The sequence below is a fragment of the Actinomadura montaniterrae genome, from assembly GCF_008923365.1.
Taxonomy (GTDB): domain Bacteria; phylum Actinomycetota; class Actinomycetes; order Streptosporangiales; family Streptosporangiaceae; genus Spirillospora; species Spirillospora montaniterrae.
Window position 1 is genome coordinate 1 of record NZ_WBMR01000144.1, and the last position, 24,421, is coordinate 24,421.

Sequence of the window (24,421 nt, forward strand, 5' to 3'; positions counted from 1 at the left end):
CGCTCGCCGCGCCCCCCGCACCGCGCGCGCCGCCCGGGCCGGCCGCCGCGTCGCGATCTTCGGCGGCGGGATGGGCGGCCTGTCCACCGCCCACGAGCTCGCCGAGCGCGGGTTCGACGTCACCGTCTACGAGCGGAAGGCGTGGGGCGGCAAGTGCCGCAGCATGCCCGTCCCGAACACCGGGAGCGGAGGGCGCCAGGACCTGCCGGCCGAGCACGGGTTCCGGTTCTTCCCCGGCTTCTACCAGAACCTGCCCGACACCATGAGCCGGATCCCGCTGCCCGGCGGCGGCAAGGCGTTCGACAACCTCGTCGCCGGCACCGAGGTCGCCGCGTTCTACAACGGCACCAAGCTGGTGCTGCCCGCGCGCGGCACCATCGAGGGGACGCTCAGCCCCGACTCGCTGCTGACCTTCCTGTCCACCGGGCTCAACCTGCTCGGCACCGTCCAGGCATGGGAGGTCGCCTACTTCCTGCAGAAGATGATCGCGTTCGTCACCAGCGGCCCGCTGCGCAGGTACAACCAGTGGGAGAACATGAGCTTCTCGGAGATGGTCCACGCCGAGAAGATGGACAAGCCCTACAACGAGATGCTGGTGCAGCTGTTCACCGGCACGCTCGTCGCCGCCAAGCCCGACAAGGCCAACGCGCACACCATGGGGCTGATGGCCGAGGCGTGGGTCTACAGCACGCTCGGACTCGGCGGGTACAAGGCCCCCGACCGGCTCCTCAACGCCCCCACCAACGAGGCGCTCATCGACCCGTGGGTCGCCTACCTCAAGTCGCTCGGCGTCAAGTTCCAGTCCGACGCCACCCTCACCCGCCTGGACGTCGCCGACAAGCAGATCAGCGGCGCGCAGGTCACCGGCAGCGGCGGCACCACCGGCGTGGACGCCGACTACTACGTCCTCGCCGTCCCCGTCGAGCGGGCCGTCCCGCTGCTCAACGACCAGATCCTGGCCGCCGACCCGAACCTGAAGAACCTGGCGCAGATCACCACCGACTGGATGAACGGCATCATGATCTACCTTCGCCGGCCGATCAACCTGGCCAAGGGGCACGTCGCCTACGCCGGCCAGCCGTGGGCGCTGACCTCCATCAACCAGGGCCAGTTCTGGAAGAAGAAGTTCGGCTCGACGTACGGCAACGGCGAGGTCAACGACTGCCTGTCGATCGACCTGTCGTCCTGGGACACCAAGGGCGTCCTGTACGGCAAGACCGCCCGCGAATGCACGTCCGACCAGATCTTCAACGAGGTCAAGGAGCAGCTGCGCCGGGCGATCCCGTGGGGCGGGGTCGTGCTCAACGACGCCAACATCCACTCCTACTACATCGACCCCGCCATCACCGGCAACGGCACCTCGCAGGTCGCCAACGACGAGCCGCTGATGATCAACAAGCCGGGGTCGTGGAACCACCGGCCGGAGGCCGCCACCGGGTTGCCGAACCTGTTCCTCGCCTCCGACTACGTCCGCGCCGACATCAACCTCGCGACGATGGAGGGCGCCAACACCGCCGGCCGCAAGGCCGCCAACGCGATCCTCGACGCCTCCGGCGCCGGCGGCACCCCCGCCAAGATCTTCAACCTGTACCTGCCCAACGAGTTCCAGGGCTTCTACGACGACGATGACCGGCGCTACAAGGCCGGCCAGCCGAACGCCTTCGACCTCTACGACCCGGCCAAGCCGTAACGCCCGGGACGCCGACCCCGAGGTCCACCGGATCCCACCCCCTGAGCCGCCGCCCGCGGCCCGGTCCAGCGCGCCGACCGGCCGGGCCGCGGGCGGCACGGAAGGCTCTGCCATGCAAGCGCAGTACCAGGCCCTCGCCGCCCTCTCCACCGGCATCTACTTCACCGGACTCGCCTTCCTGAAGATCGCGGCCACCGGCATGCCGCCGCTCGCCGGAGACCGCCCCGTCCACCTCGCCCGCACCCTGCTCGCCGACCGGACCTGGCTCGCCGGCGGCACCGTCGTCGCCGTCGGCGCGTGCGTCCAGGCCGCGTCCCTGACCGGCCTCACCCTGGTCCGGGCGGAACCGATGTTCCTCGCCGGGATCGGCCTGCTGATCGTGCTGGCCGTGCCGGTCATGGGCGAGCGGCTCACGCTCCGCGAATGGGGCTGCGTGCTGGTCCTCGCCGCCGCGACGGCGCTGTTCGCGGACGCGGTGGACGGCGCGCCGGGAACCGGCCGCCACGGCGGGACGGTGGTGCTCACCTCGGCGGCCACGGCGCCCGGCGCCGGGGCGGGCACCGCCGTCCCGCCGTGGCTGCTCGGGACCGTCGCGGCGCTGTCGCTGCTGGTCCCGTGCGCCGGGTTCCTCGCCGCCGACCTGGCCCGCAAGGGCGCGCACGCCCGCCCGCTGACCGGCGTCGCGCTCGCCATCAACGTGGGGCTGCTCACCGGCACCGCCGAGCTGATGCTCACGGGCACCGCCGCGCGGCTCGGGCACCCGTTCACGCCGGCCGCCGCCGCCTACCCGGCCCTGTTCGCGATCACCGCGCCGCTCGCCCTCGGCCAGCTGCAGATCGCCCTGCAGCGCGGCCGGCTCGTCATCGTCGGGCTGGTCGCCACCGCGACCGCCAAGACGTACCTGCTGCTCGTCGGCACGCTGCTCTTCCACGAGCCGTGGCCGGACGGCGCGGCGCCCGAACTCGCCGTCGCGCTCGCGCTGGCGGTGCTGGCCATCGCGGCCGTCCCGCACCACGAACGCCGCCCGTCCCCCGCCCGGCTGCACCGCGCGCCGAACGCCCGATGACCGCGCCCGCGCCCACCCCGGCGCCCACACCCGCCACCACGCCGGCGACCGAGCCCGCAACCGAGAGGACGACATGACCGAGAATCGCCTGCCGCATCCGGGATGGATGACCCGGCGCCCGTGGGCCCTGGCGCTGCGGCTGTTCGCCCCGGGCGACATCCGGGCGACGCCGGCGCAGCTGGAGGCGTTCCGCGCGTTCGCCGCCGCCGGCGACCCGCTCGCCGACGCGGTGGCGGAGATGATGGCCCGGCTGCCCGGCGGCACCGGCCGCCGGCTGTTCGAGCAGGCGCTCCGGCACGGCGTCGGCACACTGGACGACCCGCCGCCCGAGCTGGTGGAGTTCTTCGCCTCGGTCGACACCGTCCCGTACTGGCTGGACCCGGACCTGCTGCGGCGCGGCGCCGGGGTGGCCGGCCGGACGGGGCTGCTCGGGCTCGCCGTGGTGATGCCGTGCGCGTCGCTGTACGGCGGCTACCTCGCGTCCCGCGCGAACAAGACGCTGCTGCGGACCGGGGAGCTGGACGCGATGGCGCCCCGGCGGCTGGCGGAGACCGCGAGCTGGTGGGTGGACGTCACCACGCCGGGCGGGCTCGGGCGCTTCGACGCCGGGTTCACGCAGACGCTGCGGGTGAGGATCATGCACGCGCAGGTCCGCGCCGCGCTGGCGCGCCGCGCGGACTGGGACCGCGAGGCCTGGGACCTCCCGGTCAACCAGGTGCAGCTGACCGGGACGCTGCTGCTGTTCTCGCTGGTCATGCTGCTCGGCTCGCGCGCGCTCGGGCTGCGGTTCTCCGCCGCCGACCGGGCCGCCGCGCTGCACCTGTGGCGGTACGTCGGGCACCTGATGGGCGTCCATCCGGACCTGGTCCCGGCGAGCGAGGCGGACGCGTGGCGGCTGCTCTGGCTGGAGGCCGCGACCGAGTTCCTGCCGGACGACTCGTCGCGGCGGCTGGGCCGCGCGCTCATGGACGCCGCCGCACCGCTGCTCCTCCCGCCCGCGCTGAAGGACTCGCCCACGGCGCGGCGCGTCCTGACGAACTATCTGTTCTCCTACAGCCGCATCGTCCTGGGCAAACGCAACGCCGACCACCTCGGCGCGCCCGACAGCCGGGCCTACCGCGCCGCCGTCCTCGGCACCGCCGCGGGCGTGTTCGCGCTGGAGAGCGTCCGGCGGCTGGTCCCGGGCGCGACGCGGCTCAGCGAGCGGGCCGGGCAGCGCCGCCGGACCGCGCTGATCCGGCGGATGGTCGCCGAGCAGCGCGCCGACCGCTCGTACGGCCGCCACGACGCGCTCCGCTCCCCCGCCGCCGGCGGCGGCCGGGCGCTCGGCCCGGGGGCCGCCTGACGCGCCCGTTTGATCACGGCCCGGCGGGCAGGTACCCGGGGATGGGACGTCTCGGAACCGGCGGCCGGGCCGCCGTGGAACGCCCGGACACCGCGCCAGGCCCGGGGACGCACCGCCGGGCGCTCGCCGCGCTCGTGCTCGCGGACGTCGCGTTCGCCTACCAGCAGACGGCGGTCGTCCCGGTCATCCCGCTGATCGAGAAGGAGCTCGGCGTCCCGCAGGCGTGGGGCGCGTGGCTGCTCAGCGGCTACCTGCTGGTCGCGACGGTCGCGGCGCCCGTGCTCGGACGGCTCGCCGACCGGCACGGGCGCCGCGCGATGCTGCTGCTCGGGCTCGGGTTCTTCCTCGCCGGGTCGATCGCGGCGGCCGCCGCGCCGGCACCGGTCGTGCTGATCGCGGCGCGGGCGGTGCAGGGCGTCGGCGGCGCGGTGTTCCCGCTGTCGCTGTCGATCGTCCGCGAGGAGTTCCCGCCCGGCCGGGTCGGGTCGGCGACCGGGGTGCTGACCGGCGCGTTCGGCATCGGGACGGCGCTGGGCTTCGCGACGGCCGGGGCGCTGACCGAGGCGGTGTCGTGGCACCTGGTGTTCGCGGTGGGCGCCGTCGTGGTGGCGCTGGCCATGCCGATGGTGGTGCGGTGGGTGCCGTCCAGGCCGGGCCCGTCGGGCGGGGCGCTGGACGTGCCGGGCGCGCTGCTGCTCAGCGGCGTCCTCGCGCTGGTCCTGGTCGGCCTGACGCTGCTGCCGCAGTCGAAGGGGGCGGCGTGGGCTGTGCCGGGCGGGCTGATCGCGGCGGGGCTCGCCGCGGGCCTGCTCTGGTTCCGCCGCGAGAACCGGGTGGCCGAACCGCTGATCGACCTGCGGACGCTCCGGTCCCCGGCGCAGGTGTGGACGAACGGGGTCACGGTCGCGATCGGCTACGCGCTCTTCGGGACGTTCTACCTCGTACCGCAGTTCGTCGGGAACGGCAGCGAGGGCTTCGGCGCCGGGACGGGCACGGTCGGGCTGTACCTGCTGCCGCTGGCGGTGGGGCAGATCCTCGGCGGGCCCGCCGCGCGGACGCTGCAGAAGGGCGGGACGCCCCGCCGCCCCCTCGCGGCGGGGATGGCCGCGCTCGCGGCGGGGACGGCGGCGTGCGGGCTGATCGGCGGGTCGTCGCGTCCGGCGTTCCTCGCGGCGGCGTTCGTCATCGGCTGCGGCGCCGGGCTGACGATCAGCGCGAGCGGCACGCTCGTCAACGTGCAGGCGGACCGGGAGCACGCGGCCGTCTCGACCTCGGTGAACAGCACGGTCCGGCGGGTCGGCGGGTCGCTCGGCAGCCAGGCGAGCGCCGCCGTGATCATCCTCGTGGGCACCGGGCGCGGGGGCTGGCTGGCCGCGTTCGGGCTGGCCGCCGCGTTCGCGCTGGTGAGCGTCCCGTTCGCGGCCCGCGTCCCGCTGCCCGGGCCGGAGGGCGGGCCCAGCGGGGCGCCGCCCGACCTCAGCACCTGACCCGGCGGCACGCGCGGGTAAAGCAATCGTGTCGGCGGGCCGGAGAGCGTGGCGGCGCCTGCCCGGAGCACTAGTGTGACGGTCCAGCACGATCCGATCACCATGCGTGACCGCCGGTTCGCCGTCCATTCCTGCTGGGGCCTCATTGCTGCTGTTGCTCGCCGCGTACTGCGCGGCCGCGGCGGCGGCGCCGGTGCTCGTGCGGGTCCTCGGGCGGGGCGCGTTCCCGCCGCTGGCGGCGGTGCTCGCCGCGGCGGCCGGATGGGCGGCGTGGCCGTGGCTGCGCGGCGGCGCGCCGCGCACCGAGTCGTGGTCGTGGATCCCGGGCCTCGGCCTCCACCTGTACCTGCGCTCCGACCCGCTGACCTGGATGATGATGGTCATCGTCGGCGGCGTCGGCGCGCTGATCGTGCTGTACTGCGGCCGCTACTTCACCGGCGCCGAGCCGAAGCTCGGCGCGTTCGCCGGGGAGCTGGTCGGGTTCGGGGCCGCGATGCTCGGGCTGGTCCTGGCCGACGACCTCGTCCTGCTGTACGTGTTCTGGGAGCTGACGACCGTCCTGTCGTACCTGCTCATCGGGTACGACGCGGAGCGCGGCATCGCGCGGCGCGCGGCGACGCAGGCGATCGTCATCACCACGTTCGGCGGGCTGGCGATGCTGGTCGGGCTGCTCCTGCTGGGACGGGCGGCCGGGACCGACCGGCTGTCGGCGATCGTCGCGGCGCCGCCCGGCGGCGGCGCGGTGACGGCGGCGGTCATGCTAATCCTCGTTGGCGCGCTGTCGAAGTCGGCGCTCGTCCCGTTCGGGCTGTGGCTGCCGGGCGCGATGGCCGCGCCGACGCCGGTCAGCGCGTTCCTGCACGCCGCCGCGATGGTGAAGGCGGGCGTGTACCTGGTGGCGCGGCTCGCGCCCGCGTTCGCCGGGACGCCCGGATGGCGCCCGATCGTGCTGGGCTGCGGCGTCGCGACGATGCTGCTGGCCGGGTGGCGGGCGCTGCGCGAGCACGACCTGAAGCTGCTGCTCGCGTACGGGACGGTCAGCCAGCTCGGGTTCATGACCGTGCTGGTCGGCGCGGGGAACCGGGTCGCGGCGCTCGCGGGGTTCACGGTGCTGCTCGCGCACGCCCTGTTCAAGTCGGCGCTGTTCCTCGCGATCGGGGTCGTCGACCATTCGACGGGGACGCGGGACCTGCGGAAACTGTCCGGGCTCGGGCGCCGCACGCCGGTGCTGTACGGGGCGGCGATCGCGGCGGCGGCGTCGATGGCGGGCGTCCCGGCGACGCTCGGGTTCGCCGGGAAGGAGGCGGCGTACGAGGCGTTCCTCGGCGGCGACACCGGGCTGCTCGTCCTGCTCGCGGTGGGTTCGGCGCTGACCGCCGCGTACAGCCTGCGGTTCCTGTGGGGCGCGTTCGCGCGGAAGGAGGGCGTCCCGCCGCGCGAGGTCCACCGTCCCGGGGTGCTGCTGCTGGCGCCGGTGGTGCTGCTCGCGGCGGCGGGCGTCGTCGTCGGGCTGCTCGCCGCGCAACTGAACGCGCCGATCGGACGGGAGGCCGCGCCGTTCCCGGTCACGCGGCACGGCGGCTACCACCTGTCGGCGTGGCACGGGTTCGGGGTGCCGCTGCTGCTCACCGCCGTGTCGCTGGCGGCGGGCGCCGCGCTGTTCGCGCTCGGACGGCGCATCGCGCGCGTCCCCCAGCTCTTCGAGCCCGAACAGGTGTACCTGCGGTTCATGCACGGGCTCAACACGTTCGCGCTGCAGCTCACCGGGACCGTGCAGCGCGGATCGCTGCCCGACTACCTGCTGATCATCCTGCTCGTCGCGGTCGGCCTGGCCGGCGGCGCCGTCGTGACGGGCCTGCCGTGGCCGGACCCGCTGAGCGACCGGATCTGGGACTCGCCCGCGCAGGCGCTCGTCGCGCTCCTCACCGTCGCGGCGGCGGCCGCGGCGATCCGGGCCCGCGACCGGGGCCAGACCGTCGTGCTGTCCGGCGCGTCCGGGTTCGGGGTCTCCACCCTGTTCGTCCTGCAAGGCGCCCCCGACCTGGCCCTCACCCAGTTCCTCGTCGAGACCGCGAGCCTGATCGTCTTCGTGCTGGTGCTGCGCCGGCTGCCCGCCCGGTTCTCCACCCGCTCCCCCGCGCAGCGCACCGTCCACCTGGCGGTCGGCGCGCTCGCCGGGCTCACCGCGACCGCCGTCACGCTGCTCGCCGCGCAGGCCCGCCACGCGGTGCCCGTGTCCGCCGCCTACCCCGCCGCAGCCCGGGACGCCGGCGGCGGCAACATCGTCGCGATCGCGCTCGTCGACCTGCGCGCCTGGGACACCCTCGGCGAGAGCGTCGTCATCGCGCTCGCCGCCCTCGGCGTGACCAGCATGGTGTTCGCGCGGCGGCCGCTGTCGGCGCCGCCCCCGCCCGGCCCGGACACCACCGTGTGGGGCGTCGAGGAGATCACCGCGCTGGACGACGCCCCGCCCGCCGGCTGGCTCGCCGCCGGGTCCACGCTCGCCGCCGAACGGCGCTCCGTCGTGTTCGAGGTCGTCGCCCGGACGATCTTCCACACCGTGCTGCTGTACTCGCTGTTCCTGCTGTTCACCGCGCACTCCGCGCCCGGCGGCGGGTTCGCGGGCGGCATCGTCGCGGGGCTCGCGCTCGCCGTCCGCTACCTCGCCGGCGGCCCCTTCGAGCTGCGCGAGGCGGCGCCGGTCCCGGCGGGCGCGCTGCTCGGCACCGGCGCGATCGTCGCAGCCGGGACCGCGCTCGGCGGCCTGGCCTGGGGGAACGCGGTGCTGCAGAGCGCGTCCGTGGACGTGCACCTGCCGGTGCTCGGGCACGTCCACGCCGTCACGTCGCTGCTGTTCGAGATCGGCGTCTACCTGATCGTCGTCGGGCTCGTCCTGACCGTGCTGACCGTGCTCGGCGCCGAGATCGACCGGCAGACCGCCGCGGGCCGCACCGGGGAGGGGGCCGGCTGATGGGCCCGTCGCTGGTGCTCGCCGCGACCGGCGGGACGCTCGTCGCCGCCGGCGTCGTGCTGCTGCTGGAGCGCAGCCTGTCCCGGCTGGTCGTCGGCGTGCTGGTGCTCAGCAACGGGGTGAACCTGCTGATCCTCACCGCGGGCGGCCCGGCCGGCACGGCGCCGATCCTCCCCTCCCGCGGCGGCCCGCACCGGGCGCTCAGCGACCCGCTGCCGCAGGCGATGATCCTCACCGCGATCGTGATCTCGCTGGCGTCCGCCGCGTTCGTGCTGGCCATCGCCTACCGCGGCGGGCGGCTCAGCGGCGACGACGACGTCCGCGACGACATCGAGGACCTGCGGGTGCGCCGCGAGAGCGAGGACGACGTCGGGCTGCGCGCCGAGCGCGAGCGGCGCGCCGTCGCCGACCCGTCCGAGCTCGGCGCCCGCGAGGAGCCCGACAGCGACTTCCCCGGCGGCGTCCCCCGCGACGGCCGGCGGGGGAACGGCCGGAGGCGCGACGGGCGGCCCCGCGGCGGCGGGCGGCGGGACGGCCAGTGAACGCGGAGAACGCGCTGGTCCCGCTGCCCGTGCTGCTGCCCGTGCTGGCCGCCGGCGTCAAGATCCTCATCGGGCCGCGGCGGCCGCTGCTGAAGCGCGCGATCAGCGTCGTCGCGCTCGCCGCGGTGCTCGCGGTCGCGGTCGCGCTGCTGGTCCGCGCCGACCGGTTCGGCCCGCAGGCGGTGCGGCTCGGCGGCTGGCCCGCGCCGGTCGGCATCACGCTGGTCGCCGACCGGCTGTCGGCGGTGATGCTCGCCGTGTCGTCCGCCGTCACCCTGTGCGTGCTGGTCTACGCGTTCGGGCAGGACGTCGCCGAGCGCGACCGGGACACGCCGCTGTCGGTGTTCCACCCGTCCTACCTGCTGCTGACCGCCGGGGTCTGCGACGCGTTCCTCGCCGGCGACCTGTTCAACATGTTCGTCGGGTTCGAGATGATGCTGATGGCCAGCTACGTGCTCGTGACGCTCGGCGGCACCATGGCCCGCGTCCGCGCCGGGACGACCTACATCATCGTCGCGCTGCTGTCGTCGATGCTGTTCCTCGTCGCGATCGCCGTGCTGTACGCCGCGGCGGGCACGGTGAACATGGCGCAGCTGTCGTGGCGGATCGCCGAGCTGCCCGGCCCCGTCGCCCGGATCGCCGAGGTGGCGCTGCTGGCGGCGTTCGCGGTGAAGGCGGCGGTGTTCCCGCTGTCGATGTGGCTGCCCGACTCCTACCCGTCCGCGCCGACCCCGGTCACCGCCGTGTTCGCCGGGCTGCTCACCAAGATCGGCGTGTACGGCGTCATCCGGGCCGAGACGCTGCTGTTCCCCGGCGATCACCTGCGCCGGCTGCTGCTGGTCGCGGCGCTGCTGAGCATGCTCGCCGGGGTGCTCGGCGCGATGGTGCAGATCGACGTGCGGCGGCTGCTGTCGTTCACGCTGGTCAGCCATATCGGCTACATGATCTTCGGGGTGGCGCTGGGCTCGGCCGCCGGGCTCGCCGCGACCGTCTTCTACGTCCTGCACCACATCACGATCCAGACCACGCTGTTCCTCGTCGCCGGGCTGATCGACCGGCGCGGCGGCGCGACGTCGCTGGCCCGGCTCGGCGGGCTCGCGCGCACCGCGCCGCTGGTCGGCGCGCTGTTCTTCGTCCCGGCCATGAACCTCGGCGGTATCCCGCCGCTGTCGGGGTTCCTCGGCAAGCTCGGCCTGCTGCGGGCGGGGATCGCGCAGGGCGGGGCGCTCGTGGACGTCCTCGTCGCGGGCGCCGTGCTGACGAGCCTGCTCACCCTGTACTCGCTGGTGAAGGTGTGGAACCAGGCGTTCTGGAGCGCCCCACCGGACGACCCGCCGAACGACCCGCGCGCGGGCCGGCGCGACGACCCGCGCGACGACCGGCCGCAGGGCGCGCGCGCTGTGCGGCTGCCCGCCGCGATGGTCGCCGGAAGCACCGCGCTGGTCGTCCTGAGCCTCGCCTACACCGCAGCGGGCGGCCCGCTGTACGCGCTGTGCGAGCGCGCCGCCGCCGAACTGCTCACCCCGCAGACCTACGTGCGGGCCGTGTTCCCATCGGGAGGCGCCACTTGAGGGAGTTCACCGTCCGGGCCGGACGCCGCCGCGCGATCCGGCTCCCCGCGCTCGTCTGGCTGACGGTCGTGTGGATGCTGCTGTGGGACCGGCCGACCGTGGGGAACCTGCTGTCCGGGCTGGTCCTCGCCGTGCTGCTCCAGCTCGCGTTCCCGCTCCCGCCGGTCGGCCCGCAACTGCGGCTGCGGCCCCTCGGGCTCGCCGCGTTCGCGCTGCGCGCCGCCGCCGACCTGCTGCACAGCGCCGGACCGCTGGCCTGGCAGGCGGCGGGCGGGCGGGGCCGGGCCAAGCGGAACTCGGTCATCGCGGTGCCGCTGCGCACCCGCTCCGACCTGATCCTCACCGTCATGGCGATCTCGCTGTCGGCGACGCCCGGCACGCTGGTGCTGGACGTCCGGCACTCCGACGCGACGCTGTTCCTGCACGTCCTCGGCGCCGCCGACGACGCGGCCGTGGCGAAGGCGCGGCGGGACGTGCAGGCTCTCGAACGCCGGACGGTCCGCGCCTTCGGCACCCGCGACGACCTGCGCGCCCTCGCGGAGGACCGGTCATGACGGTCGTCCTGGACGCGGTGACCGCGATGCTGTTCCTCGCCGCCGCGTGCACGCTCGTCCGGATCGTGCGGGGCCCGTCGATGCTCGACCGGGCGATGGCGCTGGACGTCCTGCTCGCGGTGATCATGGCGGGGCTCGGCGCGTCCGCGGTCGCCGGCGGCGACACCTGGGTGCTGCCGACGCTGCTCGCCCTGTCGCTGGTCGCGTTCGTCGGCTCGGTCGCGGTCGCCCGGTTCCTCACCCACCACGTCCCCCGCCCGGACGAGCCGGAGCAGGGGGCGGACGCGTGAGGACGGCGTTCACGGCGGCGTTCCTGCTGCTCGGCGCGGGTGCCTCGCTCAGCGCCGGGCTCGGCCTGCTGCGGCTGCCCGACCTGTTCACCCGGATGCACGCCGCGACGAAGTCGCAGGCGGTCGGGCTGCTGCTGGTGCTGATCGGCGTCGGGATCCGGTTCCCGACCATCGAGGTGCTCACCTCGCTGGCGCTGGTCGCGCTCCTGCAGATCATCACCGTCCCCGTCGCGGCGCACCTGGTCGGGCGCGCCGCCTTCCGCACCGGCCACGTCGACCGCGCCCTCCTGCACGTCGACGAGCTGGAGCGCGCCCTCGAACCGCCCGGCGACGGCTGAACCGCCCGGCGGCCGGCGGTTTGGCGGCGGCGCGTGCGGCTACACAAGGCGCCGACGGATCCACGGAAGGACGGGCATGAGCGGCGGCGGCGGGACGGGCGGCTTCGCATGGCGCCCGCTGATCGCGGTCAGCTTCGGCTGGTTCATGGTGATCGTGGACGCGACAATCGTGAACGTCGCGCTGCCGCGCCTCGGCCGCGAGTTCGGCGCGTCGGTGTCCGGCCTGCAATGGGTCGTCGACGGGTACACGGTGGTGTTCGCCGGGCTGCTGCTGTCGGCGGGCTGGCTCGGCGACCGGTTCGGCGGCCGGCGGGTCTTCCAGGCGGGCCTCGCGCTGTTCGTCCTGGCGTCCGCCGCGTGCGGGTTCGCGACCGGGCTGGACGCCCTCGTCGGCGCGCGCGTCGTGCAGGGCGTCGGCGCCGCGCTGCTGGTGCCGTCGTCACTCGCGCTGCTGCAGGGCAGCTATGGGGACCGTCGCAGCCGGGCCCGCGCGATCGGCGTCTGGGCGATGGTCGGCGGGTTCGCGTCGGGGGCGGGGCCGCTGCTCGGCGGGCTGCTGACGGCCGGGCTCGGCTGGCGCTGGATCTTCTTCGTGAACGTCCCGGTCGGCGCGGCCGGGATGCTGCTCACGGCCCGCTGGGTGCGCGTCGGCGCCACCGGCCGCACCGGCGGACGGTTCGACGTGCCGGGCCAGGTGTCCGGCGCCGTCGCGCTGCTGTCGCTGACCGCGGCGATGGTGCGGGCGGGCCGCGCCGGCTGGGGCGACCCGCTCGTCGTCGGCGGGTTCGCGCTGTTCGCCGCCGCGACCGCGGTGTTCGCCGTCACCGAGACGCGGGTCCGGGCGCCGATGCTGCCGCCGTCGCTGTTCCGCAGCCGCGAGCTGACCGTGGCGACGGCCGTCGGCGGGCTGATGAACCTCGGCTTCTACGGGCAGCTGTTCGTCCTGACCCTCTACTTCCAGCAGGTCCGCGGCTACACGCCGCTGCAGACGGGCCTGGCGCTGCTGCCGCAGACCGGCGTCATCGCGTTCGGGTCGTGGCTCGGCGGGCGGGTGACGGCGCGCGGCGGCCCGCGCCTCCCGATGGTCGCGGGCATGGCGGCCGGCGCCGCCGGTTTCCTCGCCCTCACCATCGCGACCCGCTCGATCCCGTACGTGGCGCTCGTGGTGCCGATGATGGCGACCGGGTTCGGGATCTCGTTCACGATGCCCGCGGCGACCGCGGCCGTCGTGGAGGGGGCGCCGCCGGGACGCACCGGCATCGCGGCCGGGACGCTCAACGCCGCGCGGCAGGTCGGCGGCGCCGTGGGCATCGCGCTGCTCGGCGCGTTCGTCGCCGGGGGCGCTTCGCACTTCACCGCCGGGCTGCGCACCGCCATGCTCGTCGCGGCCGCCGCGTACGCGCTCGGCGCGCTGCTCGCGCTGTTGGTCCCCCGCGGCGTCCGCGGCGGCGCCGAGGAACGCGACATGGCCGGAGCCCGCCGCTGACCCGCGGCAGGGGTCAGCCCGGGACCGGCCGGTGCCTGAACGCCCCGGCCTCCCAGAGCGTCCGGACGTTCCGGACGAGCGGCGGCCCGACCGCGCGCAGCGCGTCCAGGTCGTTGTCGGCGACCGCGTTCGTCACCAGCGTGCTGGTCGCGGCGACGATCATCCGGCAGGTGAAGCGGCCCGCGTCGTCGCGCACGCCGAGCAGGTCGGCGAGCACGTCGGTGATCATGTTCTGCAGGTCGGCGCGCCGCCGGATCGCCTCCGGCCCGGCGGCGTACACCTCGATCAGGAACAGCCGGGTGTAGGGCAGCTCGATGGCGAGCGCCTCCAGGTAGGCGGTGAAGCCCTGCTCGAAACGGTCCATCGCGTCGCCCGCGGCGCCCCCGGCGCCCGCCGTCGGGCGGCCCGCCTCGTCCGCGCCGATCATCTCGAGCAGGTGCTGCACGAGCAGCTCCCGCGCGACGTCGAAGGCGGCCATGAAGCAGTCGAGCTTGCTGTCGAACACCTGGTAGAAGCTCTGCCGCGACACCCCGGACCGCTGGAGGACGTCCGCCACCGACGTGGCGACGTACCCCTTCTCGGCCATCACCTCGGCCATCGCGGCGCACAGCCGCGACCGCTGGATGCGTTCCACTTCCTCGGGTGACAGCGCCGAGCGCCCCCTGGGCAGCCGGCGCGGCGATGAGTCCGACACCCGTTCACCTTATGTCCACCCGGCCCTGACGTGCCCGTACACCGCCCCCCTCGGCCCCCCTCGGCCCCGCTCGGACGGGGCCGGGTCGCTACGGGAGGCGGCCGGGGCGGTGCCATGCCGGCGGCCCGTCGGGCCAGGGCTCGCGGTCAGGGCTTGCGGTCAGGGCTCTCGGTCAGGGCTTGCGGGCCACGCCGGCGGGGATCCAGGTGTGCGACGGGTCGACCTCGGCCGGGTTCTTGCTGCCCCAGACGTCGACGTAGGACAGGCCGGGCTTGGCGTCCTCGTGCGGCGGGAGGTACTCCCAGCCGTCGAAGAACCGGTCGATCTCCGCGAACGTGCGGAAGTTCAGCCGGGCGGTGACGTTCCGGTAGACCTCGTTGAACCGCTCGATCTTGTCGGGGCGCTGCCCGTCGGCGGTGACGTGCGACAGGGCGAGGTAGCTCCCGGACGGCACCGCGTCGAGGTAGCGGCGCAGCAGCGACCATGGGTCCTGCTCGGGGTTCACGAAGTGCCAGATGGCGACGTGCATGTAGCCGACGGGACGGGAGAAGTCGATGAGCCGCCGCACCTCGGGGTCGTCGATGACGGACGCGGGGTCGGCGATGTCGGCGTCGACGTAGGCGACGTTCCTCTCGCCGCTCCGGCGCAGCATGTCCCGCGACATGTCCAGGACGACGGGGTCGTTGTCGACGTAGACGACCCGCGCGTCCGGGTGGACGACCTGGACGACCTCATGGGTGTTCCACGCCGTCGGGATCCCGGAGCCGAGGTCGATGAACTGGTCGACGCCCGCGCGCGCGATGACGCCCGCCGCGCGCTGCAGGAATATGCGGTTGGCCTGCGCCATGTAGTGCAGTTCCGGGACCTTCTCCTGGAGTTTTCGGGCGGCCTCCTCGTCCGCCGGTGTGTGGTGCCGGCCGTTGAGGAAGTAGTCGTAAATGCGTCCCGCCGAAGCGACACCGGGACCGCTTTTCAATGCGCCCTTGGGGTGGGGGTAGGTGTCCATCGTGTTCCTTGGGCAGAGGTCGGGGGAAAAGGGGAGAAGGACACCCGGCACAAGGGCCGCCGGGTGCCCTTCGTCCGCCTTCAGGCGCTCACAGGTCGAAACGGCCCGCCTTCACCTGCGCGGCGAATGCGCGCCATGTCTCGCTGCCGAACACCAGCGTTCCGCCGTCGCGGTCCTTGGTGTCGCGGACTCCGATGACCCGGGCGCCGCCGCCGACTTCCACGCAGGCGTCCTGCGCGGCGTTCGACCGCGACGATTTCCGCCAGGTTCCGGGGGCAATCAGATCACGATTCGTCATTGCGGGGCTATCCTTTCCATCATCTTCTCGAGGAACTCCGTCGTCTGTTTCGGGGTCAGCGCCTTCGCCTGGAGCCAGGCCCAGACCTGCTCGTAGCGGGCGACGGCCGCGCCGGTCTCGACCCGGCTGCGCCCGGTCACCGAGCCCTCGACGAACACCCCCGCGCTGATGACCTCCGAGTCGAAGTCGAACGCCATGAAGGAGCCGAGCGCCGGGTGCGGGCCGGCGCTGAACGGCATCACCTGGATGGTCACGGCGGGCGGCGGGACGAGCAGCCGCGCGATCTGCGCGCGGCGCAGCGCCGGGCCGCCGGGCATCCGCGCCAGCGCGCTCTCGTCGATCATGAAGACGGCCTCGCGGACGGCGCCGCCGAACACCTCGGCCTGCCGGCCCATCCGCAGCTCGACGCCGGAGTCGACGCGGGGCGGCGAGACGCTGGGGTCGACGGCCTGGATGACCTGCCGGGCGTATTCGGGCGTCTGCAAGAGCCCCGGAATTGCGGTCAGGTCCCAAGCGCGAATTCGGACGGCCGCCATCTCCATGCCGAGCAGTTCGGCGGTGGCGTCGGGCCAGTCGCCGCTGCCGTTCCACCAGCCCGGCCGGCTCGCCCGTTCGCGCAATTCTTCTAGTTCGTCCTGTTTGTCGGACGGGACTCCGTAATGCGCGCACAGCCCCCGCAGGACGAGCACGCTGGGCGTGACCTCCGCGTTCTCCCACCGCCGCACGGTCTGCGGATGCACGCCGAGATCGCGCGCGATCGACGTCACCGACTCACCGGACGCCTTGCGGGCATTCGCGAGCGCATTGCCGAGCAGCCAGCCCGACAGCACCGGCCCGTCGTCACCCGGAGTCATGCTCCCGTGTCTACACCTGGGTCATCACACCATGCAACCCGCATAATGCAGCTTTTGCCGGCCGCCACCGGGTTCCGGCGCGAACGATCATTCCGTGATCAACGCCATGTCAATTGACATGAAGCGCTTGACACACTGCTGCACGCGTAGGACCGTCTTTCGCAGGGAGTCAGCGTCGCGCGACCTGGCTGTCAGACTCCGCCACCGGTCCCCGGGAGCCCGCATGACGATCTCCGCACCCGCCAGGCCCCCGCAGCCGGACACCGCCGGCCGTGCAGGGGAGCCCGGCGGCCGCGCGGACGCCGGCCCCGGCCGCGCGGACGCCGGCCCCGGCCGCGCGGACGACGCGGAGGACTACGCGCGCCGGCTCATGTCCCGCCTCCACGCCCTCGGCCTGCGCACCTCCGGCCCGTGGGAGGCCGGCCCCTGGGAGAGCGAGCCGTCGCCGATGGCGGTCTCGGCGCAGTGCGTGCAGGTCGAGCCGTACGTCGGGCGCACCGTCTGGCTGCTGCCGCCCCCCGGCGGACCGGCCGGCGACGAGCCCGCCGCGCAGGAGCGCCTCTACTGGCACTGGCAGCGGCCCCGCCGCGACCGCAGGGGCCGCCCGATCGCCCGCTGGTTCCAGCCGTTCTGCCCGGCCGCCGACCCCGAGAAGGCCGCCACCGCGATCTCCGAAGCGATCTTCGCCGACGTCCGCAGGCGCCTGCGCGGGCACCGCGCCCACCCGGACCCGGCGGCGCGTCCCGGCCGCTGACGGCCCCGCCGCCCTGCCCCGCCGCACCGGGCCCACCGTGCCCCGGACGGACCGGCGGGAACGCCCCGCGCCCCGCGGGGCGAGGCTCCCGGCGGGCCGAGGGGGGTCGCCGGTGCCCGCCCCGCGCGGGGGCGCCGGATCACCAGCCGTCGACGTGCAGGACCTCGTCCAGCGGGACGCGCGGCGCCGGGCGGAACGTGTCGCCCGTGTAGTACGCGGTGGGGACGAGCGCGCCCTGCCGTACGTCCGCCGGCAGCCCGAGGACGTCCGCGACCTCCTGCTCGTACGCCAGGTGCAGCGTCGTCCACGCGGTGCCGAGGCCTCGCGCGCGCGCCGCGAGCGCGTAGTTCCACACGGCCGGGAGCAGCGACCCCCACAGCCCGGCCTGGTTGCCGTCCGGCAGCTTCCCGCCGTGCAGCCGCAGGCACGGGATCACCAGGACCGGCACGTCCCCCATGCGTTCGGCCAGGTAGGAGGCGCTGTCGCCGACGCGGCGCTGCACCTCCGCGCGGTCCGGGTCGTCCGCGTACTGCCCCGCGGACGTGCCGCCCGCCGCGGCGTACGCGGCGAACGAGCGCCGGTAGTACTCGCCGATCGCCTTCCGCTTCTCGGTGTCGGTGACGACGATCCAGTGCCAGCCCTGCCGGTTGCTGCCGCTCGGCGCCTGGACGGCGATCTCCAGGCACTCGCGGACGAGGTCCATCGGCACGGGACGGGCCAGGTCGAGGCGCTTGCGCACCGTACGGGTGGTGGTCAGCAGTTCGTCCGGGCTCAGCGGAAGAGTCATGATCCCAGTATCGACGGCGGGGGCGGCGGCGCGGCGCCGGAGGGGCCGGACGCGCCGGAGAGGTCCGTGCCGCCGGACGCGCCGGAGAGGTCGGCGGCGTCGGAGGGGTCGGAGGCGTCGGCGGGGTCGAGCATGGCGCGGGTCGCCTCGTCGACGATGTCGCGCATCGCGCGCTCGGCGGCCGCGGCGTCGCCCGCCTGGACGGCCTGGGCGACCTCGGCGTGCCAGCGGATCGCGGCCGGCTCCGGGCGCGCGGGCATCAGGTGGTGGTGGGTGCGGCCGGCGAGGACGGCGGCGACGACCCCGCTGAGCGCGCCCATCATCTCGTTGCCGGACGCCTCCAGCAGCGTCCGGTGGAACAGGACGTCCGCCTCGAGGTAGGCCTCCAGGTCGCCGGACTTGCCGTGTACCGCCATCTGCATGACGGCGCCGGTGAGCGTGCCGCACTGGGCGGGCGTCGCGCGGAGCGCCGCGAGGTGCGCCGCGACCGGTTCGAGGCCGCGCCGCAGCTCGCCGAGCTCGCGGAGCTGCTCGCCGCGGCCCGGGCCGTCGAGCCGCCAGGCGATGATCTGCGGGTCGAACAGGTTCCAGCAGTGCCGGGGCGCGACCGTGATGCCGACGCGGCGGCGGCTCGTCACCATCCCCATCGACTCCAGCACCCGGATCGCCTCGCGGACCACCGAGCGGGAGACCCCGAACCGGGCCTCCAGCTGCTCGATCCGCAGCACCTCGCCCGCCGGGGCGGCCCCGGAGGTGATCTGCACGCCGAGCCGGTCGACGACGCTGCCGTGCAACCCGGCCTGGCTGTCTCGCACCATGGCGTCAATCATCACACGATTGCGTCGATGCAGGCACACCGGGATGTCAAAGGTATGTTTTTTCGACTCGACCTCTTGATAACGGCTGGTTAATGAGGTCCACTCGGCGGGGTGGCGCGCCCCACCCCCGGGGTTCCCCAGCCCGCCACCGAGGAGGATGACCGCACATGCACCCGATCGTGCTGGCCGCGGCGCCGCACGCGTCCAGCGGACGGCTGGTGCCCGCCGCGCTGGCCGGCATCGCGCTGATCGTCGTACTGATCACCTGGCTGAAGGTGCACCCGTTCCTCAGCCTCACCCTCGGCTCGCTGCTGGTCGGGGCCATCGCGGGGCTGCCGATGGCCGACACCGTGAAGAGCTTCGGCAAGGGCTTCGGCGACACCGCGTCCGGCGTCGGCGCGCTGATCGCGCTCGGCGCGATGTTCGGCAAGCTGCTCGCCGACTCCGGCGGCGCCGACCAGATCGTCGACACCATCGTCGGACGGTCCGGGCGGCGCGCGCTGCCCTGGGCGATGGCGCTGGTCGGCGCGCTGATCGGGCTGCCGATGTTCTTCGAGATCGGCCTCGTGCTGCTGATGCCGGTGATCTACCTGGTGGCGCGCCGCTCCGGGCAGTCGATCATCGCGGTCGGCGTCCCGGCGCTGGCCGGGCTGTCGGCGATGCACGGGCTCGTCCCGCCGCACCCGGGGCCGCTCGTCGCGATCGACGCGCTGCACGCCGACCTCGGCGTGACCCTCGGCCTCGGCGTGCTCGTCGCCGTCCCGACCGTCGCGCTCGCCGGCCCGGTGCTGGCCCGCTTCGCCGCCCGCTGGGTGGACGTCGCGCCGCCCGAGCTGTTCACCACCGACAAGGAGGAGGGCGACGAGGAGGACCGGCGCCGCCCCTCGTTCGCGATCACGCTGGCGACCGTGCTGCTGCCGGTCGTGCTGATGCTGCTCAAGGCGTTCGCCGACATCGTGCTGGACGAGGGCACCGAGGCCTACACCGTCCTCGACAACCTCGGCACGCCGCTGATCGCGCTGCTCATCGCGGTGGTCGTCGCGATGTTCACGCTCGGCCGCGGCGCCGGCATGGACCGCCGGACGATCACCACGACGCTGGAGCGGTCGCTGCCGCCGATCGCCGGCGTGCTGCTGATCGTCGCCGCGGGCGGCGGCTTCAAGCAGACGCTCGTCGACACCGGCATCGGTAAGACCATCGCGGACTGGGTGGACGGCAGCGGGGTGTCCGTGCTCGTCCTCGGCTGGCTCGTCGCGGTGCTGATCCGGCTCGCGACCGGGTCGGCGACCGTCGCGACCGTCACCGCGTCCGGGATCCTCGCCCCGCTCGTCACCGGGCTGAGCACCGGCGACACCTCGCTGCTGGTCCTCGCCGTCGGCAGCGGCTCGCTGTTCTTCTCGCACGTCAACGACGCCGGGTTCTGGCTGGTGAAGGAGTACTTCGGGCTGAGCGTCGGGCAGACGATCAAGTCGTGGTCGCTGATGGAGACGGTGATCTCGGTCTGCGGCCTGGTGTTCGTCCTCGCGCTGAACCTCGCTATCTAGCGGCGGGCAGCCACAGGTCGAACGCGGCGCCGCCGCCGGGCGCCTCGCCCGCGGTCAGGCCGCCCCCGTGCGCGCGGGCGACGCCGCGGGCGATGGCGAGGCCGAGGCCCGCGCCGCCCTCGTCGCGGGCGCGCGCGTCGTCCAGCCGGACGAACCGCTCGAAGATCCGCTCCCGGTCGGCGGGCGGGACGCCGGGGCCGTCGTCGGTCACCCGCAGCGTCACCCGCCCGCCGGCCGCGGCGAGCGCGACGCGGACCGAGGACGCCGCGTGCCGCTGCGCGTTGTCCAGCAGGTTGCCGAGCACCCGTTCGAGCTGCGCGGCGCTGCCGAACACCTCGAACGTCCCAGTCCCGGTCACCTCGACCGGCACCCGGCCGGTCGCGGCGCGGTGCGCCACCTCCTCCCGGACCAGCTCGCCGAGATCGACCCGGTCGTGGCGGGGCCGCTCCCCCGCGTCCAGCCGGGCGAGAAGCAGCAGGCCCGCCGCCAGGTCCTGGAGCCGGACGACGTCCTGCACCGCCCCGTCCACGTCCAGCAGGTGCGGGTGCGCGGCGGCGACCTCCAGCTGGGTGCGCAGCGACGCGAGCGGGCTGCGCAGCTCGTGCGACGCGTCCGCGACGAACCGGCGCTGCCGCTCCACCGACCGCTCCAGCGCGCCGAGCGTCTGGTTCGTCGTGTCCGCCAGCCCCGCCACCTCGTCCCGCGACCCCGGCACCGGCACCCGCCGCGCCAGGTCGCCGGCCGACGTGATCGCCGCCATCTCCGCCCGGATCGCCTCCACCGGACGCAGCGCGCGGCGCGTCACCAGCCACGTCACCCCGCCGACCACCAGCAGCAGCAGCGGAAGCCCCAGCAGCATCGCGCGGGTCACCGACCCGACGGCCTGCGTGGCGAGCCGCGCCCCCGCGTAGACGACGACGGTCCCGCCCGTGGGCGGGGTCGCCTCCACCGCCGCGAACCGGTAGTCGGCCGCGTCGTGGTCGACGGTCGCGCGGCCGCCGGTGTAGCGGACGTCCGTCGAGACCTCGCCGCGTCCCGGATCGTTCCCGTGGTCGTCGTGGTCGTCATCGTCGTCCCTGCCCGTGGGCGCCGCCGACGGCGTCACCGACGACGACCCGGTACCGCTGATCGCGTCCAGGTCCTTGGTGACCGCGAGGACCCGGCCGTGCTCGTCGACGACCTGCACCGGATGATCCTCGGAGTCGGGCAGGTCCAGCCGCGCCGCCGGCGTCCCCAGCGCGACCTGCGCCGCGACCTCCCGCGCGACGACCTCCGCCTGCAGGTCCGACTGCCTGGCCAGGCTGCCCCTCAGGATAAGCAGCACCGCCAGCCCGGCCGCGACCAGCGCGACCGCCACCACCGCCGTCGCGGCGAGCGCCGCACGCGACCGCACGGACGCGAACGGCCGCCTCCTCCAGCCCGGCACGTCAGCCGCCGTCGGTGCTCAGCCGGTAGCCCGCGCCCCGCACCGTCGTGATCGACCGGCGGCCGAACGGCGCGTCCAGCTTGCGGCGCAGCGCGCTGACGTAGACCTCGACGATGTTCGGGTCGCCGTCGTAGGCGAAGTTCCACACGTTCTCGATGATCTCCGTCTTCGGCACCACCCGGCCCGCGTTCACGGCCAGGTGCTCCAGCACGGCGAACTCCTTCGCGGTCAGCTCGACCTCGTCGCCGCCGCGCCGGACCGTGCGGGACGCCGGGTCCACCCGCAGGTCGCCGAGCACGATCTCCGGCGCGCCGCCGCGCGTCCGGCGGCGCAGCAGCGCGCGGATCCGGGCCAGCAGCACCACGTAGGAGAACGGCTTGGTCAGGTAGTCGTCGGCGCCGGTGTCCAGGCCCTCCGCCTCGTCGTACGGGCCGTCCTTGGCGGTCAGCATGAGGATCGGCACCTCGGACCCGGCGGCGCGCAGCTCCGCGCAGACCCGGTAGCCGTTCAGGCCGGGCAGCATGATGTCCAGGACGACCAGGTCGTAGCCGCCCTCGGCCGCCCGGTGCAGGCCGGTGACGCCGTCGTGCGCGACGTCCACCGCGAACCCCTCGGCGGCCAGCCCGCCGGCCAGCGACCGCGCGAGCCGCCGCTCGTCCTCGACCACCAGCAGCCTCATGCCCCCAGCCTGCCAGAACGCGCCTGAAGCGCTCTTCAGGAAGCTTCAGCGTCCCTTCAGCATCGGTTCCGCAGGGTGGTGGACGTCCGCTACTCCATCCGACGGGGAGAACGATGAAGCCCGACTTCCGCACGTTCCCGACCGGCCGGCGCCTGCTGGTCGCCGGCATCGCCGCCGCGGCCGTCGCCGCCGGGACGGCCGGCACCGCCCTCGCCGCGGGCCACGGCGACGACGACCGTCCGGCGAAGGCCCCCGCCGTCACCGCCGACCAGGCGATGGGCGCCGCGCTGAAGGCGGTCCCCGGGACCGTCGGCGAGGCCGACCTCGACGACGGCGCCTGGGAGATCGACGTCCTCACCGGCGGCGGCGCCTGGCACGAGGTGACGATCGACGCCTCCAGCGCCAGGGTCACCGCCGACCGGACCGGCCGCGGCTCCGACGCCGCCGAGGCGCAGGGGCTGAAGAACACCAAGGTCACCGCGCAGCAGGCCGCCGCGACCGCGCTGAAGGCCGCCTCCGGGGCGGTGACCTCGGTGGAGCTGGAGCACGAGGGCGCTCAGCCCGCGTGGGAGGTCGAGATCGCCGGGAAGGACGGCGTCCAGCACGAGCTGCTCGTCGACGGCACCGGCGGCACGGTCACGAAGAACAAGGCCGAGCACGACGACCACGGCAAGAAGGAGGACGACGGCAAGCACGAGGACGGCAAGCACGACGACGGCAAGCACGGCGACCAGGACCACGACGACGACTGACCCCGCCCCGGAGGGCGCCGCGCACCGCGCGCGGCGCCCCCGGCGTCTCAGAGCATGATCTTGCCGCCGGCGATGTCGAGGGTCAGGCCGGTGAGCCAGGACGACTGGGCCGAGGCGAGGAACAGGGCGGCGGACGCGACGTCGCCGGGCTCGCCCATGCGGCCGAGCGGGTGGGTCGCGGCGACGAGGTCCTGCGTCTCCGGCGGCATGTACCGCTCGGTGCGCTCGGTGCGGATCGCGGCGGGGGCGACGCAGTTGACGCGGACGCCCTGCCCGCCGACCTCGGCGGCGACGTGCCTGGTCAGCGCCTGGATGCCGGCCTTCGCCGCCTCGTAGGCGACGGGCGCGCCCCACGGGTTGCCCATCTCCCTGCCGCCCGCGCTCGGCAGGTTCGACGGCGTCCGCCCCGCCGACGACGACATCGTGACGATCGAGCCGGCGCCGCGCTCCTGCATGCCGGGCAGGAAGCTCTTCAGGGTGAGGAAGGTCGCGGTGAGGTTGCCGTCGACGACCGAGTGCCATTCCTCCTCGGTCATGGCGGCGGTCGGGCCGGGGCGGGCGATGCCGCCGCCGGCGAAGGCGCACAGCACGTCGGCGGGCCCGAGGCCGGCCTCGACGCGGCGGCGCGCGTCCTCGATGGCGGCGAGGCTCGTGACGTCGGCGACGACGCCGATGCCGCCGGTCTCCTTGGCGACCTCCTCCAGGGCGTCGCGGTCGCGGCCGAGCACCGCGACCCGGGCGCCCTCCGCGGCGAACGCGCGTGCGGTGCCGGCGCCGATGCCGCGCGATCCGCCGGTGATGACGACGACCTTGCCGTTGAGCTCGAGGTACATCGGAGCCTCCCTGGCTGAGTGTGCGCTCATTCCGAGTTTGAGTGAGTACTCACTCATTGTCAAGCGGGCGCGCGTCCGGGCGACGTCGTCCTCGATCCGCAGGAACCTGGTCATCCCTCCATTCGACGCCCGCCCCCGCCCCCGCCGCAACGGCCCACCGGCGCCCCCTGGTCCGTCCCGCGGAAGCCCGAAACCGGTCATCTACGGCCGATTGCGGCCACTTTTCCCATCTGTGTCAGGGGACTCACAAGCTCCTCGAGATAACTGCCAGTATTTGACGAACCCTCTCGGTAAGGGATGCGTCACAACTGAAAGCCGGTGGCATCGCGGTCCGCGCCGCCATCCGGCCGATGTCCGGCGGACCGGTGGCCCGAACGCCACGGCGGAGGTGCGAATGGCGTGGGAGGACGAGCCGGGCGGGCACCCGCGCCCCCCGTCCGGAGGCATGCGCGGCCACCGCGCACCGGACGGGTACGGCGATCCGGGAGGGGTCCCGCCGCCGGGGGTGTCCGATATCGGGGTGCCGATACCGGAACCAGCGGACGAACGGGGCGCGCGGGCGGCCGTGCCGCGCCCCCGCGTCGCGCCGCCGCACGCCCGCGCCGACGTGCGGGCCCCGGACGGCCCCGTCGAGGA

23 protein-coding genes are annotated in these 24,421 nt (G+C 74.6%); 14 read left to right on the forward strand and 9 right to left on the reverse strand.

Annotated features, from left to right (window positions below; translation table 11 throughout):
- The 11 genes from F9B16_RS34625 to F9B16_RS34675 all read left to right on the forward strand — a co-directional run.
- The coding region (locus F9B16_RS34625) for a hydroxysqualene dehydroxylase (RefSeq protein WP_151544441.1) at positions 1–1,690 on the forward strand (1,690 nt) is incomplete at its 5' end.
- A gap of 112 nt (positions 1,691–1,802) precedes the next feature.
- On the forward strand, positions 1,803–2,756 hold the full coding sequence (locus tag F9B16_RS34630; RefSeq protein WP_151544442.1) for a hypothetical protein: 954 nt from the start codon (positions 1,803–1,805) through the stop codon (positions 2,754–2,756).
- A gap of 73 nt (positions 2,757–2,829) precedes the next feature.
- Entirely contained in the window at positions 2,830–4,101 is a 1,272-nt protein-coding gene (locus F9B16_RS34635) for an oxygenase MpaB family protein (RefSeq protein ID WP_151544443.1), read from the forward strand.
- Between the two features lie 41 nt (positions 4,102–4,142).
- Positions 4,143–5,588 carry an MFS transporter gene (locus F9B16_RS34640; RefSeq protein ID WP_151544444.1) on the forward strand — a complete coding sequence of 482 codons (1,446 nt, stop codon included), beginning with the start codon at positions 4,143–4,145 and terminating at the stop codon, positions 5,586–5,588.
- Between the two features lie 145 nt (positions 5,589–5,733).
- Positions 5,734–8,559: a Na+/H+ antiporter subunit A gene (locus tag F9B16_RS34645; protein ID WP_151544445.1), complete on the forward strand. Its 2,826-nt coding sequence runs from the start codon at positions 5,734–5,736 to the stop codon at positions 8,557–8,559.
- The gene (locus F9B16_RS34650) at positions 8,559–9,101 is read left to right on the forward strand and encodes a Na(+)/H(+) antiporter subunit C (RefSeq protein ID WP_151544446.1); all 543 of its coding nucleotides are present in this window, start codon (positions 8,559–8,561) and stop codon (positions 9,099–9,101) included. Before F9B16_RS34645 ends, F9B16_RS34650 begins: the two co-directional genes overlap by 1 nt.
- Positions 9,098–10,672, forward strand: coding sequence for a Na+/H+ antiporter subunit D (locus F9B16_RS34655; protein ID WP_151544447.1), 1,575 nt, complete (start codon positions 9,098–9,100; stop codon positions 10,670–10,672). Before F9B16_RS34650 ends, F9B16_RS34655 begins: the two co-directional genes overlap by 4 nt.
- On the forward strand, positions 10,669–11,226 hold the full coding sequence (locus F9B16_RS34660) for a Na+/H+ antiporter subunit E (protein WP_151544448.1): 558 nt from the start codon (positions 10,669–10,671) through the stop codon (positions 11,224–11,226). Before F9B16_RS34655 ends, F9B16_RS34660 begins: the two co-directional genes overlap by 4 nt.
- Entirely contained in the window at positions 11,223–11,516 is a 294-nt protein-coding gene (locus tag F9B16_RS34665; RefSeq protein WP_151544449.1) for a monovalent cation/H+ antiporter complex subunit F, read from the forward strand. The genes F9B16_RS34660 and F9B16_RS34665 overlap by 4 nt, the downstream gene beginning before the upstream one ends.
- Positions 11,513–11,854, forward strand: a complete 342-nt coding sequence (gene mnhG / locus F9B16_RS34670; RefSeq protein WP_151544450.1) for a monovalent cation/H(+) antiporter subunit G — start codon at positions 11,513–11,515, stop codon at positions 11,852–11,854. The genes F9B16_RS34665 and mnhG overlap by 4 nt, the downstream gene beginning before the upstream one ends.
- A gap of 76 nt (positions 11,855–11,930) precedes the next feature.
- Positions 11,931–13,340, forward strand: a complete 1,410-nt coding sequence (locus F9B16_RS34675; protein WP_151544451.1) for an MFS transporter — start codon at positions 11,931–11,933, stop codon at positions 13,338–13,340.
- Between the two features lie 13 nt (positions 13,341–13,353).
- Here the strand turns inward: F9B16_RS34675 and F9B16_RS34680 are convergent, their stop codons facing one another.
- The 4 genes from F9B16_RS34680 to F9B16_RS34695 all read right to left on the reverse strand — a co-directional run bounded on the left by F9B16_RS34680 (position 13,354) and on the right by F9B16_RS34695 (position 16,192).
- Positions 13,354–14,034 (reverse strand): TetR/AcrR family transcriptional regulator, encoded by a 681-nt coding sequence (locus F9B16_RS34680; protein WP_151544452.1) that lies wholly within the window; start codon positions 14,032–14,034, stop codon positions 13,354–13,356.
- 172 nt (positions 14,035–14,206) lie between these two features.
- Complete coding sequence (locus F9B16_RS34685; RefSeq protein WP_151544453.1) at positions 14,207–15,040, reverse strand: SAM-dependent methyltransferase; 834 nt, start codon at positions 15,038–15,040, stop codon at positions 14,207–14,209.
- 88 nt (positions 15,041–15,128) lie between these two features.
- Positions 15,129–15,338 (reverse strand): DUF397 domain-containing protein, encoded by a 210-nt coding sequence (locus F9B16_RS34690; RefSeq protein WP_192809139.1) that lies wholly within the window; start codon positions 15,336–15,338, stop codon positions 15,129–15,131.
- On the reverse strand, positions 15,335–16,192 hold the full coding sequence (locus tag F9B16_RS34695; protein ID WP_151544454.1) for a helix-turn-helix domain-containing protein: 858 nt from the start codon (positions 16,190–16,192) through the stop codon (positions 15,335–15,337). The genes F9B16_RS34690 and F9B16_RS34695 overlap by 4 nt, the downstream gene beginning before the upstream one ends.
- A gap of 223 nt (positions 16,193–16,415) precedes the next feature.
- On the opposite strand from F9B16_RS34695, the gene F9B16_RS34700 reads away from it, so the two are divergent.
- The gene (locus tag F9B16_RS34700; protein WP_151544455.1) at positions 16,416–16,946 is read left to right on the forward strand and encodes a hypothetical protein; all 531 of its coding nucleotides are present in this window, start codon (positions 16,416–16,418) and stop codon (positions 16,944–16,946) included.
- Positions 16,947–17,085: 139 nt separating this feature from the next.
- On the opposite strand, the gene F9B16_RS34705 is transcribed toward F9B16_RS34700, so the two are convergent.
- Both F9B16_RS34705 and F9B16_RS34710 read right to left on the reverse strand, forming a co-directional pair.
- Positions 17,086–17,733, reverse strand: coding sequence for a nitroreductase family protein (locus tag F9B16_RS34705; RefSeq protein WP_151544456.1), 648 nt, complete (start codon positions 17,731–17,733; stop codon positions 17,086–17,088).
- On the reverse strand, positions 17,730–18,551 hold the full coding sequence (locus F9B16_RS34710; protein ID WP_151544457.1) for a FadR/GntR family transcriptional regulator: 822 nt from the start codon (positions 18,549–18,551) through the stop codon (positions 17,730–17,732). The genes F9B16_RS34705 and F9B16_RS34710 overlap by 4 nt, the downstream gene beginning before the upstream one ends.
- Before the next feature lie 167 nt (positions 18,552–18,718).
- On the opposite strand from F9B16_RS34710, the gene F9B16_RS34715 reads away from it, so the two are divergent.
- Positions 18,719–20,095, forward strand: coding sequence for a GntP family permease (locus F9B16_RS34715; RefSeq protein WP_151544458.1), 1,377 nt, complete (start codon positions 18,719–18,721; stop codon positions 20,093–20,095).
- Here the strand turns inward: F9B16_RS34715 and F9B16_RS34720 are convergent.
- On the reverse strand, positions 20,088–21,488 hold the full coding sequence (locus F9B16_RS34720) for a HAMP domain-containing sensor histidine kinase (RefSeq protein ID WP_225992210.1): 1,401 nt from the start codon (positions 21,486–21,488) through the stop codon (positions 20,088–20,090). The genes F9B16_RS34715 and F9B16_RS34720 overlap by 8 nt on opposite strands.
- 34 nt (positions 21,489–21,522) lie before the next feature.
- On the reverse strand, positions 21,523–22,200 hold the full coding sequence (locus F9B16_RS34725) for a response regulator transcription factor (RefSeq protein WP_151544460.1): 678 nt from the start codon (positions 22,198–22,200) through the stop codon (positions 21,523–21,525).
- Positions 22,201–22,313: 113 nt separating this feature from the next.
- Between F9B16_RS34725 and F9B16_RS34730 the strand changes: the two genes are divergently transcribed.
- Entirely contained in the window at positions 22,314–22,952 is a 639-nt protein-coding gene (locus F9B16_RS34730; protein WP_151544461.1) for a PepSY domain-containing protein, read from the forward strand.
- A gap of 47 nt (positions 22,953–22,999) precedes the next feature.
- Here the strand turns inward: F9B16_RS34730 and F9B16_RS34735 are convergent, their stop codons facing one another.
- Positions 23,000–23,785 carry an SDR family NAD(P)-dependent oxidoreductase gene (locus tag F9B16_RS34735; RefSeq protein ID WP_225992211.1) on the reverse strand — a complete coding sequence of 262 codons (786 nt, stop codon included), beginning with the start codon at positions 23,783–23,785 and terminating at the stop codon, positions 23,000–23,002.
- Positions 23,786–24,421 lie beyond the last annotated feature (636 nt).

Excerpts from the sequence above, each read along its gene's own strand:
- F9B16_RS34630 (WP_151544442.1), top strand. The coding sequence starts at position 1,803 with ATGCAAGCGCAGTACCAGGCCCTCGCCGCCCTCTCCACCGGCATCTAC.
- F9B16_RS34635 (WP_151544443.1), top strand. The coding sequence starts at position 2,830 with ATGACCGAGAATCGCCTGCCGCATCCGGGATGGATGACCCGGCGCCCG.
- F9B16_RS34640 (WP_151544444.1), top strand. The coding sequence starts at position 4,143 with ATGGGACGTCTCGGAACCGGCGGCCGGGCCGCCGTGGAACGCCCGGAC.
- F9B16_RS34650 (WP_151544446.1), top strand. The coding sequence starts at position 8,559 with ATGGGCCCGTCGCTGGTGCTCGCCGCGACCGGCGGGACGCTCGTCGCC.
- F9B16_RS34665 (WP_151544449.1), top strand. The coding sequence starts at position 11,223 with ATGACGGTCGTCCTGGACGCGGTGACCGCGATGCTGTTCCTCGCCGCC.
- F9B16_RS34675 (WP_151544451.1), top strand. The coding sequence starts at position 11,931 with ATGAGCGGCGGCGGCGGGACGGGCGGCTTCGCATGGCGCCCGCTGATC.
- F9B16_RS34685 (WP_151544453.1), bottom strand. The coding sequence starts at position 15,040 with ATGGACACCTACCCCCACCCCAAGGGCGCATTGAAAAGCGGTCCCGGT.
- F9B16_RS34690 (WP_192809139.1), bottom strand. The coding sequence starts at position 15,338 with ATGACGAATCGTGATCTGATTGCCCCCGGAACCTGGCGGAAATCGTCG.
- F9B16_RS34695 (WP_151544454.1), bottom strand. The coding sequence starts at position 16,192 with ATGACTCCGGGTGACGACGGGCCGGTGCTGTCGGGCTGGCTGCTCGGC.
- F9B16_RS34700 (WP_151544455.1), top strand. The coding sequence starts at position 16,416 with ATGACGATCTCCGCACCCGCCAGGCCCCCGCAGCCGGACACCGCCGGC.
- F9B16_RS34705 (WP_151544456.1), bottom strand. The coding sequence starts at position 17,733 with ATGACTCTTCCGCTGAGCCCGGACGAACTGCTGACCACCACCCGTACG.
- F9B16_RS34710 (WP_151544457.1), bottom strand. The coding sequence starts at position 18,551 with ATGGTGCGAGACAGCCAGGCCGGGTTGCACGGCAGCGTCGTCGACCGG.
- F9B16_RS34715 (WP_151544458.1), top strand. The coding sequence starts at position 18,719 with ATGCACCCGATCGTGCTGGCCGCGGCGCCGCACGCGTCCAGCGGACGG.
- F9B16_RS34725 (WP_151544460.1), bottom strand. The coding sequence starts at position 22,200 with ATGAGGCTGCTGGTGGTCGAGGACGAGCGGCGGCTCGCGCGGTCGCTG.
- F9B16_RS34730 (WP_151544461.1), top strand. The coding sequence starts at position 22,314 with ATGAAGCCCGACTTCCGCACGTTCCCGACCGGCCGGCGCCTGCTGGTC.
- F9B16_RS34735 (WP_225992211.1), bottom strand. The coding sequence starts at position 23,785 with ATGTACCTCGAGCTCAACGGCAAGGTCGTCGTCATCACCGGCGGATCG.